We start from the raw sequence: 17,237 nt of genomic DNA on the forward strand, positions 1-17,237 counted from the left end.
GAAGCGACGGCCGGATCCCACCGGCCCAGCTTCGGAAGGAATCAGCAGATGGCATTTCAGGACAAAGTCGCGATCGTGACCGGCGGCGGTTCCGGGATCGGCGAGGCGATCGCCAAGGACCTCGCAGCGAACGGCGTCAAGGTCGTCGTCTCCGACATCAACCTCGATGGCGCGAAGCGCGTCGTCGGCGAGATCGAGGCAGCTGGCGGCACGGCGTCGCCGTTCGAAGCGAACACGGCCATCGCCGAGGACAGCGTCCGCACCGTCGAGCACGCCGTCGCGACCTACGGCAAGCTCAACTACGCCGTGAACAACGCCGGCATCGGCGGCAAGGCTGCTCCGGCGGCCGAGGTCGAGGTCGACGACTGGGACCGCGTCATCAACATCAACCTCAACGGCGTGCTCTACGGCCTGCGCGCGCAGATCCCCGCGATCCTCGACGCAGGTGCCGACGAGGGCGCGATCGTCAACATGGCGTCGATCCATGGCACCGTGGCTGCGATCGGCAGCGGCGCGTACACCGCGGCGAAGCACGGCGTCGTCGGCCTCACCAAGAACGCGGCGGCAGAGTACGGTCCGCAGGGGCTGCGCATCAACGCGGTCGGGCCCGCGTACATCCGCACCCCGCTGCTCGAGCAGCACCTGGACGCGGCCGGTTTCGCGGCGCTCGAGGCGAAGCATCCGCTTGGCCGCCTCGGCCAACCCCAGGAGGTTGCAAACCTCGCGACGTTCCTGCTCTCCGACAAGGCGAGCTTCATGACGGGCTCCTACGTGCTCGTCGACGGCGGCTACACGGCGGTCTAACGGTCAGGCGGTCGTCGCTGCCTGAGAGGCCACGCTCTCGGTCGCTCGAGGGGTTGGGTTCTCAGGCAGCGATCTGCGTTGCGGGGCGCTACTTCTCGGCGAGGGCCTGGCGGATGCGCTTGAGCGAGACGGTCTCGGCCGTGCCGAGCTGCTGCGCGAAGAGGCTCACGCGGAACTCCTCGAGCATCCACCTGGCCTGCACGACGGACGCGGGCGCAGTGCGCGCGACGGGGAACGTGCCCCCGGCCTCCGTGTACAGCGCCGTGGCCTGCTCGACCTGCATGAGCCCAGCGCGCTCGATGCTCGAGTGGCTGAGCACCCGCTCGAGGCGGTACGTGAGCGCGCGCAGGTAGCGGGGCAGGTGCGCGAGGCGCGCGACGCCCGTCTTCGACACGAACCCCGGGTACACAAGCGCCTGGAGCTGCGACCTGGCGTCGGCGAGCGATGGCAGCACCGAGATGTGGTTGGCCGACTTGAGCGCCTTGTTGGCTTCGCGGAAGCGGTCGAGCACCTCGGAGACGAGCTTCGTCTGCGCGAACATGCGGTCGACGAGCGTCGCGTTGAAGGCTTCGCGCAGCTCGTCGAAGGCCGCACGCGTGCGCACGGGCCCGCCGTGCTCCACGGAGTACGCGGCAACCGCATCCTGGGCGAGCGCGGCGACGATGTCGTTGAAGAGCGCCGGCGTCGAGTGGTACGGGCTCGTCGCGAGGGCGAGCTTCTCCTTCGCCGTCAGGTGCTCCTGCACGTAGCTCGCGGGGGAGGGCACCGATGCGGCGAGGAGCGCGGCGACGCCGACCGGATGCTCGCGCGCCTGGTCCTCTGGGGTCGTCACGAGGCGCAGGTCGATGCTGCCCTTGACGACGGCCAGCGACGGGTAGGCGCGGATGACGCCGTGCTTGCGCTTGATGTCGATGAGCTCTGGGATCTCGTCGAGCGGCCACTCGGTGAGCCCGTGCTGGTCGTAGCGGAGCTCCGCCGTCGACGCGCTCTGCGCGGGCACCGAGCCGGCCTCGCGCACGCCGTTCCCTGGTCGAGCCGGTGCGGCGACCTGTTGCGTGGCGCGCAGCACCGACGCCTCCGACGCCTTCTTGAGCTTGTCCTGCAGCGTCTTGAGGTCTTCGCCCGTGCCGAGTTCGCGGCCGCGGTCGTCGAGCACCCGGAAGCGCACGCGCAGGTGCGACGGCACACGGCTCCAGTCGAACTCGGAGACGTCGAAGCGGATGCCCGCCTGCCGCTGCATGATCTGCCGGAGCGTGTCGTCGAAGTCGCCAGGAACCTCCTGGCCGAGGTCGGGCCTCGCCTCGCCGAGCTCGCCGAGCAGCTTGTCGGCCCAGTCGGCGGAGGGCACGAAGTTTCGACGGGTCGCCTTCGGCAGCGACTTGAGCAGCGCGATGACGAGCTCGCGGCGCATGCCGGGCACCTGCCAGTCGAAGCCGCGGTCGTCGAGTCGGGACAGGAGGGGCAGCGGGATGTTGACGGTCACGCCGTCATCTGGTGCGCCCGGGTCGAAGCGGTACCTGAGGCGCAGCCGCTGGTCACCCTGCTTCCACTCGGTCGGGAACCCGGCACCTTGTTCGTCGGGGTCGGCGTGCTCCTCGCCGAGCACATCCGCCCGCGTCATGCTGAGCAGCTGCGGGGTCTGCTTCTGCGCGCCCTGCCACCACTTCTCGAATGTGGACTGCGAGACGACGTCACGGGGGAGCCGTTCGTCGTAGAACTCGAAGACGGCGTCCTCGTCGTGGGTGTACGCGCCGCGCGACCTCGTGCGCTCCTCGAGGTCGGCGAGGCTCTTGCGCAGCGCCCGGTTCTTCGAGTCGAAGCTGTGGCGGCCGTTCCAGTCGCCCTCGACGAGGGCGTGGCGGATGAACAGGTCGCGGGACCAGGCCGGGTCGATCTTCGAGAACTGCACCGTGCGTCCGCGGACGATGGGCACGCCGTAGAGGGTCACGCGTTCGATCGCGACGGCGGAGCCCTGCTTCTTCTCCCAGTGCGGGTCGGAGTGGTTCCGCTTCGCGAGATCCCCCGCGAGCACCTCGGCCCAGGCCGGATCGATCTTGGCGACGGTGCGCGCGAAGAGGCGGCTCGTCTCGACGAGCTCGGCGGCCATGACGACGTCCGGCTGCTTCTTCGCCTTCGCGAGGCCCGAGCCGGGGAAGATCTGGAAGCGCGTGCCGCGGGCTCCCGCGTAGTCGCGCTTCAGCTCGTCGCGGATGCCGATGTGGCTGAGGAGGCCGGCGAGCATGGAGCGGTGGATGGCATCGGCGAGGGCACCTGGCTCCTGCACCTGGCCGGCGGCGGGCCGCTGCACCTTGAGCCCGATGGGGCCGGCGAGCTGACGCAGCTGCCGGAAGACGTCCTGCCATTCGCGGAATCGGACGAAGTTGATGAACTCGTCGCGGCACTTGCGCCGGAACGCGCTCGAGCCGAGCTCGTGGCTCTGCTCCTCGAGATAGTTCCAGAGGTTCACGAGCGTGAGGAAGTCGCTGGACGGATCGCGGAAGCGGGCGTGCAGCTCGTCGGCCTTCTGCCGGTGGTCGAGCGGCCGCTCGCGGATGTCCTGCACCGTCATGCCGGCCACGATGATGAGCACCTCACGGCTCACGTCGTGCTGCTTCGACTCGATGACCATGCGCCCGAAGCGGGGGTCGATGGGCAGGCGGGCGAGGCTGCGGCCGATCTTCGTGAGCCGCAGCTGGCTGCTCTTCCCCTGGCTGGCCTTGCCGGGCTCGACGGCGCCGAGCTCGCTGAGCAGGTCGGTGCCGTCCTTGATGCCGCGCGCGTCCGGCGGCTGCAGGAACGGGAACTCGGAGAGAGCGCCGAGGCCGAGCTCGAGCATCTGCAGGAGCACGCTCGCGAGGTTCGTGCGGAGGATCTCGGGCTCGGTGAACTCGGGGCGGCGGTCGAAGTCCGCCTCGGAGTAGAGGCGGATCGCGACGCCCGCCGAGGTGCGGCCCGCGCGGCCGGAGCGCTGCTTGGCGGAGGCCTGCGAGATGGCCTCGATGGGGAGGCGCTGCACCTTGGCACGCGTCGAGTAGCGGGAGATGCGCGCGGTGCCCGTGTCGATGACGGCCACGATGCCCGGCACCGTGAGGCTCGTCTCGGCGACGTTCGTCGCGAGCACCACACGCCGCCGCACGCCCGGTGGGCGCTTCGACTCGAACACGCGGTGCTGCTCGGCGGAGGAGAGGCGCCCGAAGAGCGGGAGCACCTCGGTGGACTCGGGGCGGCGGTCGCGCGCGACGTGCGCGCGGATCGCGTCCTGCGCATCCCGGATCTCCTGCTCGCCCGAGAGGAACACGAGGACGTCACCCGGCAGGTCGCGGTCGAGCTCGTCGAGCGCATCCACGATGCCCTCGAACATGTCGCGCTCCGGAGTCTGCGGGGCCGCGTCCTCGTCCTCTTCACCGGGGAGCGGCGCGTCCGCGACGAGCGGCCGGTAGCGCACGTCGACGGGGAAGGTGCGGCCCGAGACCTCGATCATGGGGGCGTCGTTGAAGTGCTTCGAGAACGACTCCGGGTCGATCGTCGCCGACGTGATGATGACCTTCAGGTCGGGGCGCTTCGGCAGGAGCGTCTTCAGATAGCCGAGGAGGAAGTCGATGTTGAGGCTGCGCTCGTGCGCCTCGTCGATGATGATCGTGTCGTACTTGCGCAGCAGGCGATCGCGGTGGATCTCGTTGAGGAGGATGCCGTCGGTCATGAGCTTGACGCGCGTCTCGGCCGACACCTCGTCGGTGAAGCGGACCTGGTAGCCGACGAGCCCGCCGATGTCGCCGCCGAGCTCATCGGCGATGCGCTCGGCGATCGTGCGCGCCGCGATGCGTCGCGGCTGCGTGTGCCCGATCATGGTGCGCCCGAGCTCGAGGCAGATCTTCGGCAGCTGCGTCGTCTTGCCCGAGCCGGTCTCGCCCGCGACGATGACCACCTGGTTGGCGGCGATGGCGTCGCGGATCTCGTCCCGCATCTGGCTGACGGGCAGCTCCGGCGGGTAGGAGATCTCGAGGGGCGTCGTAGTCATGAGCAGTTCAGTCTATTGCCAGGTGGCTTGCGAATGTGCCCCGCACCGGCCACTCAGCGGTCGCGATCCGCGCTCGTTCGCTTCCAGCGTCGCTCGCCAACTCGCTTTAGTTGCACACGCTTGGTAAAACTGTGGAATGACCGCATTGCAGATCCCAAACGTATCCCTCAACGACGGCACCAGCATCCCCCAGCTCGGCTTCGGCGTCTTCAAGGTCGACCCGGCGGAGACCGAGCGCATCGTCTCCGACGCCCTCGAGGTCGGGTACCGCCACATCGACACCGCGAAGATCTACGGCAACGAGGAGGGCGTGGGCCGCGCCATCGCGAAGTCGGGCATTCCGCGCGAAGAGCTCTACATCACCACGAAGCTCTGGAACGACGAGCAGGGACGCGACACGCCCCGCGCCGCGATCGACGCGAGCCTCGAGCGCCTCGGCCTCGAGAAGGCCGACCTCTACCTCATCCACTGGCCGACGCCGAAGCAGAAGAAGTACGTCGAGAGCTGGGAGGCGCTCGTCGAGCTGCAGCAGGCCGGCCTCACCACGTCGATCGGCGTGTGCAACTTCTTCGAGTCGCACCTGCGCGACATCATCTCCGCAACGGGCGTGAAGCCGGTCGTCAACCAGATCGAGCAGCACCCGGCGCTGCAGCAGCCCGAACTCGACGCCTACCTGCGTGCCGAGGACATCAAGACCGAGGCGTGGGGGCCGCTTGGCCAGGCCAAGTACCCGCTCTTCGAGCTCGAGCCCGTCGCGGCGGCCGCGGATGCACACGGCAAGACACCCGCGCAGGTTGTCATCCGCTGGCACATCCAGAAGGGCAACATCGTCTTCCCGAAGACCACGTCGCGTGAGCGCATGGTCGAGAACGCCCAGGTCTTCGACTTCGAGCTGTCTGGTGCCGAGTTCGACGCCATCACCGCGCTCGAGCGCGGTGAAGAGGGACGCGTCTCGGCGCACCCCAACGAAGTGAACTAGCCTCCAGCAGGCAACAAGACGGCCGGCGCTCCCTCAGGGGACGCCGGCCGTCTCGCGTGCGCCGCATCCACACGGGGAGTGCTGGCTCCTGGCGGCAGGAACCGGCATCTCTGGGGTGGCTCCAGCGAGTCGGGGCGGCACGAAGCAGGGGGGCCTGTCAAGCGACGTCGCCACCGAGTTCGTCGTCGATACCGTCGAGAGCATGAGTTCCCCCGCACCTGCTCACGACACCATCGAGCGCATCGCGCGGGAGCGGTTCGGGTGGGAGTCATTCCTCCCCGGCCAGAGCGACGCGATCCGCTCGGCGGCCGCGGGACGCGACACGCTGCTCGTGCTCGCGACCGGTGGTGGGAAGTCCGCGGTCTACCAGGTCGCGGGCGCTGCGCGCGGCGGCATCGTCCTCGTGGTCTCGCCGCTCATCGCCCTGCAGGCGGACCAGCGCGCGTCGATCGAGGCCGCCCCGGATGCCCCGGACGTCGTCGCCATCAACTCCTCGCGGGGTGCTGCCGCCGTGGCTCGCGCTTGGGAGCGCATCGACGAGGGCGGATCGCTCTACGTGCTCCTCGCGCCCGAGCAGCTCGCGGACGAGGACAACGTCGCCCGGCTCGCGGCGCAGGACGTGTCGCTGCTCGTCGTGGACGAGGCGCACTGCGTCTCCTCCTGGGGGCACGATTTCCGGCCCGACTACCTGCGGCTCGGCGACGTGCGCTCAGCACTCGGCGACCCGCCGGTGCTCGCGATGACCGCGACGGCCTCGAAGCCCGTGAGGGCGGAGATCGTCGAGCGGCTGCGGATGCAGGACCCGGACGTGCAGGTGCACGGCGTCGACCGCCCGGAGATCCGTCTCGTGGTGCAACGCCACGAGAGCGACGACGACAAGCGGGCCGCCGTCATCCTGGAGGCGCGCAGCTGGACCGCCCCCGGCCTCATCTACGTGGCCTCGCGCCGGGAGACCGAGGAATACGCGGCGGAGCTCACCGCGGAAGGCCGCCATGTCGCCGCCTACCACGCAGGGCTCAAGGTCGCCGAGCGCCGAGCGGTCCAGGATCGGTGGCGCGACGGTGAGCTCGACGTGGTCGTCGCGACCTCCGCGTTCGGCATGGGCATCGACCGGGGTGACGTTCGCTTCGTGCTGCACGCCGCGACGACGGAGTCGCTCGACGCCTACTACCAGGAGGTGGGGCGCGCCGGCCGCGACGGCGAGCCGGCGACGGCCGTGCTGCACTACCGCGTCGAGGACCTCGCGCTGCGGCGCTTCTTCGCGAAGCGCTCGGTCGACAAGGCCGGGCTGCAGGACCTCTGGCGCGCCATCAAGCGCAAGCCGGGCGCCAGCGTTCGAGAGCTCGCCGAGGCCGTCGATCGGCCCGCCAGAACCGTGTCGAGGCTCCTCAATCAGCTGGTGGACGCGGAGCTCGTCGATACGGCCGACGGAGTGCATCCGCTGCGCAAGACCCGAGTGGATGTTGTCGTGCGGGCCGTCAAGGACGCGGTCGCCGCCAGGGGGCGCATCGCCGAATCGCGTCTCTCGATGATGCGCGCCTACGCGGAGGAGTCGCAGTGCCGACGTCGGGTGCTGCTCGACTACTTCGGGGTGGACGGGCCGGAGTGGTGCGGCAACTGCGACGGCTGCGAGCGGCGCGAGGCCGCGGGAGATGCCGGAGTCGCTTCGGACGCTGCGGGCGCCAGCGGCCCCCGCGACGCGGGCTCGGGCGTCGAGAGCGCTCCTGACGCGCCGCTGTCCGTCGACGAACGCGTCGAGCACCGCGAATGGGGACCGGGCACGGTCGTCAGCGTGGAGGAGGACCGCGCGACGATCTTCTTCGAGTCGGAGGGGTACAAGGTCGTCGCGCTCGCGGCCCTGGACGCCGACGTGCTGCGCCAGGTGGAGACCGCCTGACGGGGGTGACGACGACGCGTCGCCGAGGAGTGCTTCACCTCGTTCCGCGAGGCACCGGAAGCAGCATCCGGAGCCGGTGCTCGGGCCGGGAGGCGCCCTGCGACGACTCGGCCGTCTAGTCGAGACCGCGAGCGATCGCCGCGAGGTCGCTCACTGAACCGTCGGCGATGACCCGGACGTGCTCGGTGATGGTCTCGATCGGCCAGTCCCACCAGGCGACGTCGATCAGCGCCTCGATGTCGGCGTCGTCGAAACGGCGGCGGATGAGCGTGGCCGGGTTGCCGCCGACGATCCCGTAGTCGGGCACGTCCTTCGTGACGACCGATGCGGTGGAGATGATCGCCCCGTGCCCGATGCGCACCCCTGGCATGATCGTGACGTCGCCGCCGATCCAGACGTCGTTGCCGACGACGGTGTCGCCCCGGTTCGGCAGGTCGGTGACGAGGTCGAGGTGCTGCCCCCAGGCGCCGCCCATGATCGGGAACGGGTAGGTCGACGGGCCCGACATGCGGTGGTTGGCGCCGTTCATGATGAACCGGGCGCCCGCCGCGATGGCGCAGAACTTCCCGATGATCAGACGCTCGGGCCCGTAGTGGTGCAGCACGTTTCGTGTCTCGAACGCCGTCGGGGCGTCGGGGTCGTCGTAGTAGGTGAAGTCTCCGACGCTGATGAGCGGGCTCGTGATGAGCGGCTTCAGGAGGATGACCCGTTCCTGTCCCTCGATCGGATGCAGTGTGTCGGGGTCAGGAGGAAGCGCGGGATCGGTCACGGGCTCAGCCTAGGTCCCTGTCTGACTTGGCCGCGTGGTCCTGGAATATCGTCCTTCGCCGCCTCGTTGCACCCCTGATGACCTCGAACTCGAACGACATTATCGAAACGCAGAAGACCGCGCTCGTCGTGGGAGCCTCCGGGATCACCGGCTCGGCCCTCGTGGATCGCCTGACCGAGGACGGCTGGGAGGTGCTCGCGCTCTCGCGCAGCGCCGTGAGCACCGACAGGGTGCGGGGCATCGCCGCCGACCTGCGCGACGCCGTGAGCCTCAAGGCGGCGCTGGCTTCCGAGACCCCGACGCATGTCTTCTTCACCGCGTGGCAGCGCCAGGCGACGGAGGCGGAGAACATCGCCGTGAACGGCGCCATGGTCCGCGATCTCCTGGCCGCGTTGGCGCACGCGCCCGTGCAGCACGCGGCCTTGGTCACCGGACTCAAGCATTACCTGGGCCCATTCGAGGCGTACGCGGCTGGCGAGATGCCGGACACCCCGTTCCGCGAGGAGTCCGAGCGGCTCGACACCCCGAACTTCTACTACGCGCAGGAGGACGATCTGTTCGCCGCGGCCGCCCGCCAGCACTTCACCTGGTCGGTGCATCGCTCGCACACCGTCATCGGGCACGCCGTCGGCAACGCGATGAACATGGGCCTGACGATCGCCGTGCAGGCCGCGCTCACGAAGCACCTCGGCGTGCCGTTCGTGTTCCCCGGCAGCGAGGCGCAGTGGAACGGCCTCACCGACATGACGGATGCGGGAGTCCTTGCCGAGCAGATGGTGTGGGCGTCCACCGAGCCTGCCGGCCAGAACGAGGCGTTCAACATCGTGAACGGCGACATCTTCCGCTGGCGGTGGTTGTGGCCGCGCCTCGCCGAGATGCTCGGAGTACCCGCCGAGCAGGTCGTCGGGTTCGAGGGCGAGGCTCGCCCGCTGGAGGTGCAGATGGCGCAGCTCGAGCAGCACTGGCCGGCCGTCGTCGCCGAGCACGACCTCGTCGAGTCCGACATCTCGCGGCTCGCATCCTGGTGGCACACCGATGCCGATCTCGGCCGCGAGATGGAGGTCGTCACCGACATGGGCAAGAGCCGTGACGCGGGCTTCCTCAGCTTCCGCCGAACCGACCAGGCCTTCGCCGAGCTCTTCGAGCGCTACCGCGCCGACCGCCTCATCCCCTGAGCCGCGGCTACCGCCAGCTGGGGAGCCAGTGCGTGAGCGACCAGTAGGAGGTCGAGATCATCTGCCCGGTCCACACGGGCCAGAACAGCACTGAGACGAGCGCCATGATCACGAGCAGCACCCCGACCGCGGAGACGCCGATCGTCCGAGACGTGCGTGGCGTCTCCCGGTCGCCGGCGATCGTCTGGACCACCACGAGCGACGCGAGGATCATGAACGGCAGGAACGCGATCGCGTAGAAGTGGAAGACGGCCTGGCGCTCGAGGTAGGCGAGCCACGGGAAGTAGCCGGCGCCGTACCCGACGAGGATCGCGAAGTACTGCCACTTGGGTCGCAGGAAGCACATGATGATCAGGAACAGGATCGACACGGTGCCGAACCAGAAGATGATCGGGTTCGAGATCGACGTGATCGCCTCGACGCACTGGTCGACGTCGCAGCCTGAGCCGTCGCCCTTGCCGCTGTAGATGTAGCTGAACGCGGTCGGGCGGATGAGGAACGGCCACTCCTGCGGCCCCGACTGGTACGGGTGCTCGGCGCTCAGCCCGCGGTGGAAGTTGTAGGCCTCCACCTGGTAGTGCCAGAGGCTCTGCAGAGGCAGCGGCACCCAGGACAGGAGCCCCGTCCAGGCGTTGCCCGCCTGCTCGGCCCAGTCGCGGTAGAAGCCACCGGTCGTCGTGAGCCAGCGGGTCCACGTGGCGAGGTAGGTGAGCACGGCAAGGGGCACGGTCAGGATGAACGAAACCGGGCCCTGCAGGAGGATCGCGGCCGACCCCCAGAACGTCACGCCGAGTCGCTTGCGCTCGATCATGTCGATGACGAGCGTGTAGACGCAGAACGCGGCGAGGAAGTAGAGGCCCGACCACTTCACGGCGGAGGCGGCGCCGAGGGTGACGGCGGCGGCCATGAGCCAGGGGCGCCACCACAGGCGCGGCCCCCAGTCGGGGCCGACCGGCTTCACATCCGGGGCGCGCGAGGTGGTCGTGGCCTTCGTCGGAACGGGCTCGCCCTCGAGCCCCTCCTCGGCGCGCCACGCCATGATCTTGGAGCGCAGCTTGCGCCGCTGGTCGTCGCGGTCGAGCAGCACGAACAGGAAGGCCAGCAGCACGAAGAACATGAGGATGCCGTCGAGGATCCCCACCCGCGACATGACGATCGCGTGCCCGTCGATGGCCAGCATGCCGGCGCCGATGGTGGCGAGCACGGGCGAGCGGAACAGCTTCTTCGCGATGACCCATAGGAGCGGCACGGCGAGGGTGCCGACGAGGGCCACGCCGAACCGCCAGCCGAAGGGGTTGTCGGCGCCGAAGACGAGCATCCCGAGCCCGATGATGTACTTGCCGAGCGGCGGATGCACGACGTACGACGGGTCGGTCGTGTAGCCGTTCGGGTCGCCCGCGTTGAACGCGTCGTTCGGGTTGTCGGGCCACTCTGCCTCGTAGCCGAGGTTGAGGAGCGTCCACGCGTCCTTCACGTAGAACGTCTCGTCGAAGATCAGGTAATGCGCGCCGCCCAGGTTCCAGAACCGCAGGACGGCGGCGAGCAGCGTGACGACGCCGAGGAGGATCCACTCGGTGCGCACGCGGAGTCGCGGCGTGCTGGTGACGCGGGCCCAGAGGTCGTCGAAGACCGAGCCTCGCTCGACCTGGGCCCTCGGGGCAGGATCCGTCGCAGGCGACGCGGAGTCGGCCGCCGGAGCCTCGACCTGAGCCGTCGCGGGGGCAGCCGCCGCGGGGGACGTGGCCGCCTCGTCTGGGGATCCGGTCTCTGCTTGCTCGCTCACGCAAGCAATCGTAGGGGGCCATGCGCCCAGCGCGTGGGAGGATCGCAGCCATGATCATCCTCGCGGGCACCCCCATCGGGAACCTCGGTGACGCTTCGGCGCGTCTCATCGACACGTTCAAGAACGCCTCCCTCGTGGCGTGCGAGGACACCAGGTCGACGGCGAAGCTGCTCGGGATGCTCGGGGTCGAGAACCGTCCGAGGCTCGTCGCCCTGCACGAGCACAACGAGGACGAGCTGGCCAAGACGATCGTCGAGCAGGCGCGCGACTCCGACGTCGTGCTCGTGAGCGACGCCGGGATGCCGGGCATCTCCGACCCCGGGTACCCGATCGTCGCGCTCGCGGCGAAGGAGGGGGTGACCGTCACCAGTGTGCCCGGCCCGAGCGCCGTCATCACGGCGCTCGCGATCTCGGGGCTGCCCACCGACCGCTTCACGTTCGACGGCTTCCTGCCGCGCAAGGCGGGGGAGCGGGAGACGTTCCTCCGATCCCTCGCGAACGAGCCGCGCACGGTCGTGCTGTTCGAGTCGCCGCACCGCTTGGCGAGGACGCTCGCCGACATGGCCGCGATCTGGCCGGCCGACCGCCGCATCGCGGTGTGCCGCGAGCTGACGAAGCTCTATGAGGAGGTCAAGCGCGGCACGGCGGCCGAGCTCGCGCCCTGGGCCGAGGAGGGCGTGCGCGGCGAGATCGTGATCGTCGTCGAGGGGGCGGCACCCACGGTCGTCGACGCCGCCGGCGCGCAGGCGATGGTCGCCGACCTCGTGGCAGGCGGGATGCGCCTCAAGGAGGCGGCCGCGCAGGTCGCCACGGAGACGGGCATGAGCAAGCGCGACCTCTACCAGGGGCACCTCGCGTCGTAACAGGGCCCAGCCGACAATAGGATGATCTCCATGGCTTCCGGCGAATCGTTCTACATCACGACACCGATCTTCTACGTCAACGACGTTCCCCACATCGGTCACGCGTACACGGAGGTCGCCGTCGACGCGCTCGCCAGGTGGCACCGCCAGCGCGGTGACACGACCTGGCTGCTCACGGGAACCGACGAGCACGGCCAGAAGATCATGCGCTCGGCGCTCGCGAACAACGTCACCCCGCAGGCGTGGGCCGACAAGCTCGTCAGCGAGGCGTGGAAGCCCATGCTCGAGACCCTGAACATCTCGAACGACGACTTCATCCGCACGACCGACGAGCGTCACGAGACGCGCGTGCAGCGCTTCCTGCAGAAGCTCAACGACGCCGGCTTCATCTACGACGCCGAGTTCGAGGCGCTCTACTGCGTCGGCTGCGAGGAGTTCAAGCCCGAGTCGGAGATCGTCGCCGGCACCGGCCAGTACGAGGGCGAGAAGGTCTGCGCCATCCACTCGAAGCCGCTCGAGCTGCTGCAGGAGCAGAACTACTTCTTCAAGCTCAGCGACTTCCAGGAGCGCCTGCTCGCGCTCTACGAGGAGAATCCCGAGTTCATCCAGCCCTCGTCGGCGCGCAACGAGGTCATCTCGTTCGTGCGCTCGGGCCTCCGCGACCTCTCGATCTCCCGCACCACGTTCGACTGGGGCGTGAAGGTGCCGTGGGACGAGTCGCACGTCGTCTACGTGTGGTTCGACGCGCTGCTCAACTACATCACGGCCATCGGCTACGGCGACGACGAGTCGGAGCTCGAGAAGCTCTGGCCCGCGCACCACGTCGTGGGCAAGGACATCCTCCGCTTCCACGCCGTCATCTGGCCCGCCATGCTCATGGCCGCCGGACTCCAGGTTCCTGCCGGCATCTTCGCGCACGGCTGGCTGCTCGTCGGCGGCGAGAAGATGTCGAAGTCGAAGCTCACGGGCATCGCGCCGACCGAGATCACCGACGTCTTCGGCTCCGACGCGTTCCGCTACTACTTCCTGCGCGCCATCCACTTCGGCCAGGACGGCTCGTTCTCGTGGGAGGACCTGTCGGCCCGCTACCAGTCCGAGCTCGCGAACGGCTTCGGCAACCTGGCCTCCCGCGTCATCGCCATGGTCAACAAGTACTTCGACGGGGTCGTGCCGGAGCAGTCGACGCTGCTCGACTCCGAGCAGGTCATCATCGACCTCGCGACCGACGTCGCGGTGAAGGCCGACGAGGCGATGCTCGCTTTCGACATCGATGGTGCGCTCGCGCACATCTGGCGGCTCGTGGATGCGCTCAACGGCTACATCACGGAGCAGGAGCCGTGGGCGCTCTCGAAGCAGGGCGACGAGGGGCGCGCTCGCCTCGCCGCGGTGCTCGAGGTGACGACCCGCTGCCTCGGCCACCTCGCCGTGCTCCTCAACCCGTTCATCCCGATCGCCGCCGAGAAGCTGTGGTCCGCGATCGGCGGCGAGGGCGAGCTCGCCTCGACCCGCATCGCCAACGCCTACGCGCTGGTCGGCTCGCGACCGCTGAGCGAGCTGCCGCCGCTCTTCCCGCGCATCGAGCAGGAAGTCCAGCGCTAGCGGTGCCAGGGTCTCAGCAGGGCGAGGGCCAGCAGGGCGAGGCGGAGCGGTCGGCCGAGAAGCTGCGCCGTCGCTCGGCGACGAGCGAGTCGGGGCACACGCGCATCCTCGCCTACCCGCCGTACCCCGAGGCGCTGGATGTGCCCTGCTACGACAACCACACCCACCTCGAGATCGAGGACGGCGAGGAGGACGAGCGCCTGTCGCTCGACGAGCACCTCGACGCCGCCGTCGCTGCGGGAGTGAAGGGCGTCGTCCAGGTCGGGAACGACGTGCCCTCGAGCCGGTGGTCGGCCCGCATCGCCGCGACGAACGAGCGAGTGCTCGCCGCGGTGGCCCTGCACCCGAACGTGGTGCCCGAGCTCGCCGCCGCTGGCACCCTCGACGAGGCGATCGCCGAAATCGACCGCCTCGCGGCCGAGCCGCGCGTGCGCGCCATCGGCGAGACGGGGCTCGACTACTTCCGCACGCCGGAGAAAGCTGACCAGCTGCTGCAGGTCGGCGCGTTCGAGCGGCACATCGAGCTCGCGAAGCGGCACGGCATCGCCATGCAGATCCACGACCGGGACGCGCACGACGACGTCATCTCGACGCTCAAGCGCGTCGGTGCCCCGGAGCGCACTGTCTTCCACTGCTTCTCCGGTGACGCCGACATGGCCCGCATCGCGGCCGACGAGGGCTGGTACCTCTCGTTCGCCGGGACGGTGACGTTCAAGAACGCGGCCACGCTGCGGGAGGCGCTCACGGTGACGCCCCTCGACCGCATCCTCGTGGAGACCGACGCGCCATTCCTCACCCCCGTCCCGTTCCGCGGACGCCCGAACGCGCCCTACCTCATCCCCGTGACGCTGCGCGCGATGGCTGAGCACCTCGACGTGTCGGTCGACGAGCTCAGCGCGCAGATCAGCGCGAATACCGAGGCTGTCTACGACAGCTGGGACCTGTCGGGCGACGCACCCGCCGCCGCATCCACTCAGAGAGATTCCGCATGAGCGTGAGCCTGCTTGGCGCCAACGAGATCCGCGAGCTCGCGGCCGAGCTCGACGTGACCCCCACGAAGAAGCTCGGGCAGAACTTCGTGCACGACCCCGGCACGGTGCGGCGCATCGTGCAGACCGCGAAGGTCCGCGCCGGCGAGCACATCCTCGAGGTCGGGCCCGGTCTCGGATCGCTGACGCTCGGCCTGCTCGAGACGGGCGCGAGCGTCACCGCCATCGAGATCGACGAGCGCCTCGCCGCCCGCCTGCCGCAGACGGTCGCCGAGCACGCGCCCGGCGCGCAGCTCGACGTGATCGTCTCCGACGCCCTCCAGGTGCAGGATGTGCCGGGCGAACCGGTCGCGCTTGTCGCGAACCTGCCGTACAACGTGTCCGTGCCCGTGCTGCTGCACCTCCTCGAGCGGCTGCCGTCGCTCGAACGCGGCGTTGTCATGGTGCAGGCCGAGGTGGGGGAGCGCATCGTCGCGGGCCCCGGCTCGAAGGTCTACGGATCGCCGAGCGTGAAGGCCGCCTGGTATGGCTCCTGGACGAGCGCCGGCCTCGTGGGTCGCAAGGTGTTCTGGCCTGTGCCGAACGTCGACTCCATCCTCATCTCCTACACGGAGCGTGACACACCGCGCGGCTCCGAGGAGCTGCGCCGCAAGGTGTTCCGCATCGTCGACGCCGCCTTCGGGCAGCGGCGCAAGATGCTGCGACAGGCGCTCTCCCCGCTGCTCGGCGAGAACGCAGCGGCGACCTCCCTCGTCCTGGAGGCATCGGGGATCGACCCGACGGCCCGCGGTGAGACGGTCGGCATCGACGACTACGTGCGCCTCGCGGAGGCCTGGCAGCCCGAGGCCTGAGGCCTGCGTCAGCGAGGAGCCAGACGACGAGGGCTCTTCGAGCCTCGGGCCTGACGCGCACCGGCTGAGATCTCCGCCATTTCGCCGCATCTTCGCGGGGACTCGTGCAGACTACGAGGACAGCACCACAACGAGGTCGGTGCCCCGGAGCTAGGCGAGGGATTGGGCATGGGCGAGTCCGCCGCGGCTGACGCAGACGTTCCGCTGCCGTCCCGCCGCGCGCGCATGCTGACGATCGGTGCGATCGTCGTGGTGCTGGCGCTCGCCGCGGGCTGGGTGGTCCTCGCCTTCACCGGTGACGGTGACACCTCTTCGACGGACGTGGTGAGCGAGTCGACGCTCCCCGGCTACCCGACCCGTGGTGCCGAGGCGAAGCTCGACGAGCAACGGCCACTGGTTGCTGCGGCCGATGCCTGGCGCGACTATGCCGACGGCGACACCCTTCAACTCCCGGAGGGGCAGGCCATCGAGCTCCTCTGGGCGGGAGACGTCGACTCGACGAAGGTCGGCACCTCATCCGTGCGCGCCTCGTTCTCCGCGCGGCTCGTGATCCTCCGATCGGACAACGCGGTCGCCGCGCTCGTCCGCCCGCTCGACGGCGCGGGCAGCGGCGACGACACGGCCTACTCGGTGCTCGGCACCTCCTCGATCGCGACGGCCCGCTACGAGCGCGGTTTCACCGTCGCGACGGGCGTGCTGCTCTTCAACGAGCGGATGCAGCGGGGCACGTCACTCGAGACCGTCACCTTCGCCGCTGGGGCGGCTCCCTCGCTCGGTGAGACATCCACCTCGGACGGACTCCTTCTGCTCGCAACCCGTTCGCTGCTGCGGATCCCGGATGCGGGCGGTTCGGGGATCGACGTGGTCGAGGGCTTCGCCTACGTGCATCCCAGCTCTGGGCTCACCCTGCTGCAGACGGACGACGCGGACGGGGACTGGGCCGCCGTCATCGACGCTGAGCGGGGGAACGCGAGGTTCGCGGCGCTCTCGCGGGGCATCATCACTGCTCGGGAGGAGGAGAAGGGCCGGCGTCTGCGCGCCTCGATCCTCGACGACCAGACCATGCCGTCCGGCGCCCCGCTTTCGCTCGTAGAGGTGGCGCACCTCGAGAGCCAGGGGAGCGGGTCCGGTGTCCTCTGGGCGGTGATCGTCGCGACACGCGACGACGACGATCCGACGCTGCTCGGTGCAGGTCCCGTCGCGAGTCCCGTGAACGGGGCGCCGCAACTTCCCGTCATCGCCGCGAAGTGGCTGCGTGACGACGGCGTGGACGTGCTTGTCGTCGCCGGCTCCAAAGAAATCACCTCGTTCGAGGTCGAGGCGTCCGGCGGCACGACGAGCCGGAACGGCTCCAGCGGCGTCCTCGAACGCGCAGCCCTGGCGCTCACCTGGGAAGACGATCCCGAGAGCAACGTGACGCGTCCGGCCCTGGTGGTCGTCGGCAGGTCCGGGGCCGGCCCAGTGCAGCCGCTCGAGCCGGTCAGCTGAGCGCAGACCTCGCGGGGACTGA

Annotated in this window: 12 protein-coding genes; 9 read left to right on the top strand and 3 right to left on the bottom strand. The window is 69.5% G+C overall.

Going from position 1 to position 17,237, the window contains the following annotated elements; translation table 11 throughout:
* Window positions 1–48 precede the first annotated feature (48 nt).
* Window positions 49–804, top strand: a complete 756-nt coding sequence (locus tag HDC34_RS07250) for an SDR family NAD(P)-dependent oxidoreductase (protein WP_179556386.1) — start codon at window positions 49–51, stop codon at window positions 802–804.
* Window positions 805–892: 88 nt separating this feature from the next.
* On the opposite strand, the gene hrpA is transcribed toward HDC34_RS07250, so the two are convergent.
* Window positions 893–4,822, bottom strand: a complete 3,930-nt coding sequence (gene hrpA, locus HDC34_RS07255) for an ATP-dependent RNA helicase HrpA (protein WP_179556387.1) — start codon at window positions 4,820–4,822, stop codon at window positions 893–895.
* A gap of 145 nt (window positions 4,823–4,967) precedes the next feature.
* Here hrpA and HDC34_RS07260 point away from each other — a divergent pair, with 145 nt between their 5' ends.
* Together HDC34_RS07260 and HDC34_RS07265 are read left to right on the top strand one after the other, a co-directional pair.
* A complete protein-coding gene (locus tag HDC34_RS07260; RefSeq protein WP_218855112.1) occupies window positions 4,968–5,801 on the top strand; it encodes an aldo/keto reductase in 834 nt (277 codons plus the stop codon).
* 202 nt (window positions 5,802–6,003) lie between these two features.
* The gene (locus HDC34_RS07265) at window positions 6,004–7,698 is read left to right on the top strand and encodes a RecQ family ATP-dependent DNA helicase (RefSeq protein ID WP_179556389.1); all 1,695 of its coding nucleotides are present in this window, start codon (window positions 6,004–6,006) and stop codon (window positions 7,696–7,698) included.
* 115 nt (window positions 7,699–7,813) lie between these two features.
* Here the strand turns inward: HDC34_RS07265 and HDC34_RS07270 are convergent, their stop codons facing one another.
* Window positions 7,814–8,467, bottom strand: a complete 654-nt coding sequence (locus HDC34_RS07270; protein WP_179556390.1) for a CatB-related O-acetyltransferase — start codon at window positions 8,465–8,467, stop codon at window positions 7,814–7,816.
* Between the two features lie 77 nt (window positions 8,468–8,544).
* Between HDC34_RS07270 and HDC34_RS07275 the strand changes: the two genes are divergently transcribed.
* Window positions 8,545–9,642 carry an SDR family oxidoreductase gene (locus HDC34_RS07275; protein WP_179556391.1) on the top strand — a complete coding sequence of 366 codons (1,098 nt, stop codon included), beginning with the start codon at window positions 8,545–8,547 and terminating at the stop codon, window positions 9,640–9,642.
* A gap of 7 nt (window positions 9,643–9,649) precedes the next feature.
* On the opposite strand, the gene HDC34_RS07280 is transcribed toward HDC34_RS07275, so the two are convergent.
* Complete coding sequence (locus HDC34_RS07280; RefSeq protein WP_179556392.1) at window positions 9,650–11,425, bottom strand: phospholipid carrier-dependent glycosyltransferase; 1,776 nt, start codon at window positions 11,423–11,425, stop codon at window positions 9,650–9,652.
* 50 nt (window positions 11,426–11,475) lie between these two features.
* Here HDC34_RS07280 and rsmI point away from each other — a divergent pair, with 50 nt between their 5' ends.
* The 5 genes from rsmI (at window position 11,476) to HDC34_RS07305 (ending at window position 17,215) form a co-directional block, all read left to right on the top strand.
* Window positions 11,476–12,288, top strand: a complete 813-nt coding sequence (gene rsmI, locus HDC34_RS07285; protein ID WP_179556393.1) for a 16S rRNA (cytidine(1402)-2'-O)-methyltransferase — start codon at window positions 11,476–11,478, stop codon at window positions 12,286–12,288.
* A gap of 30 nt (window positions 12,289–12,318) precedes the next feature.
* Window positions 12,319–13,887: a methionine--tRNA ligase gene (metG, locus tag HDC34_RS07290; protein ID WP_179556394.1), complete on the top strand. Its 1,569-nt coding sequence runs from the start codon at window positions 12,319–12,321 to the stop codon at window positions 13,885–13,887.
* Window positions 13,888–13,949: 62 nt separating this feature from the next.
* Complete coding sequence (locus HDC34_RS07295; protein ID WP_179557122.1) at window positions 13,950–14,879, top strand: TatD family hydrolase; 930 nt, start codon at window positions 13,950–13,952, stop codon at window positions 14,877–14,879.
* On the top strand, window positions 14,876–15,727 hold the full coding sequence (gene rsmA, locus HDC34_RS07300) for a 16S rRNA (adenine(1518)-N(6)/adenine(1519)-N(6))-dimethyltransferase RsmA (protein WP_179556395.1): 852 nt from the start codon (window positions 14,876–14,878) through the stop codon (window positions 15,725–15,727). The genes HDC34_RS07295 and rsmA overlap by 4 nt, the downstream gene beginning before the upstream one ends.
* Before the next feature lie 168 nt (window positions 15,728–15,895).
* Complete coding sequence (locus HDC34_RS07305) at window positions 15,896–17,215, top strand: hypothetical protein (RefSeq protein ID WP_179556396.1); 1,320 nt, start codon at window positions 15,896–15,898, stop codon at window positions 17,213–17,215.
* The last annotated feature ends 22 nt before the right edge of the window (window positions 17,216–17,237 follow it).

The sequence above is a fragment of the Pseudoclavibacter sp. JAI123 genome, from assembly GCF_013409665.1.
GTDB lineage: Bacteria > Actinomycetota > Actinomycetes > Actinomycetales > Microbacteriaceae > Pseudoclavibacter.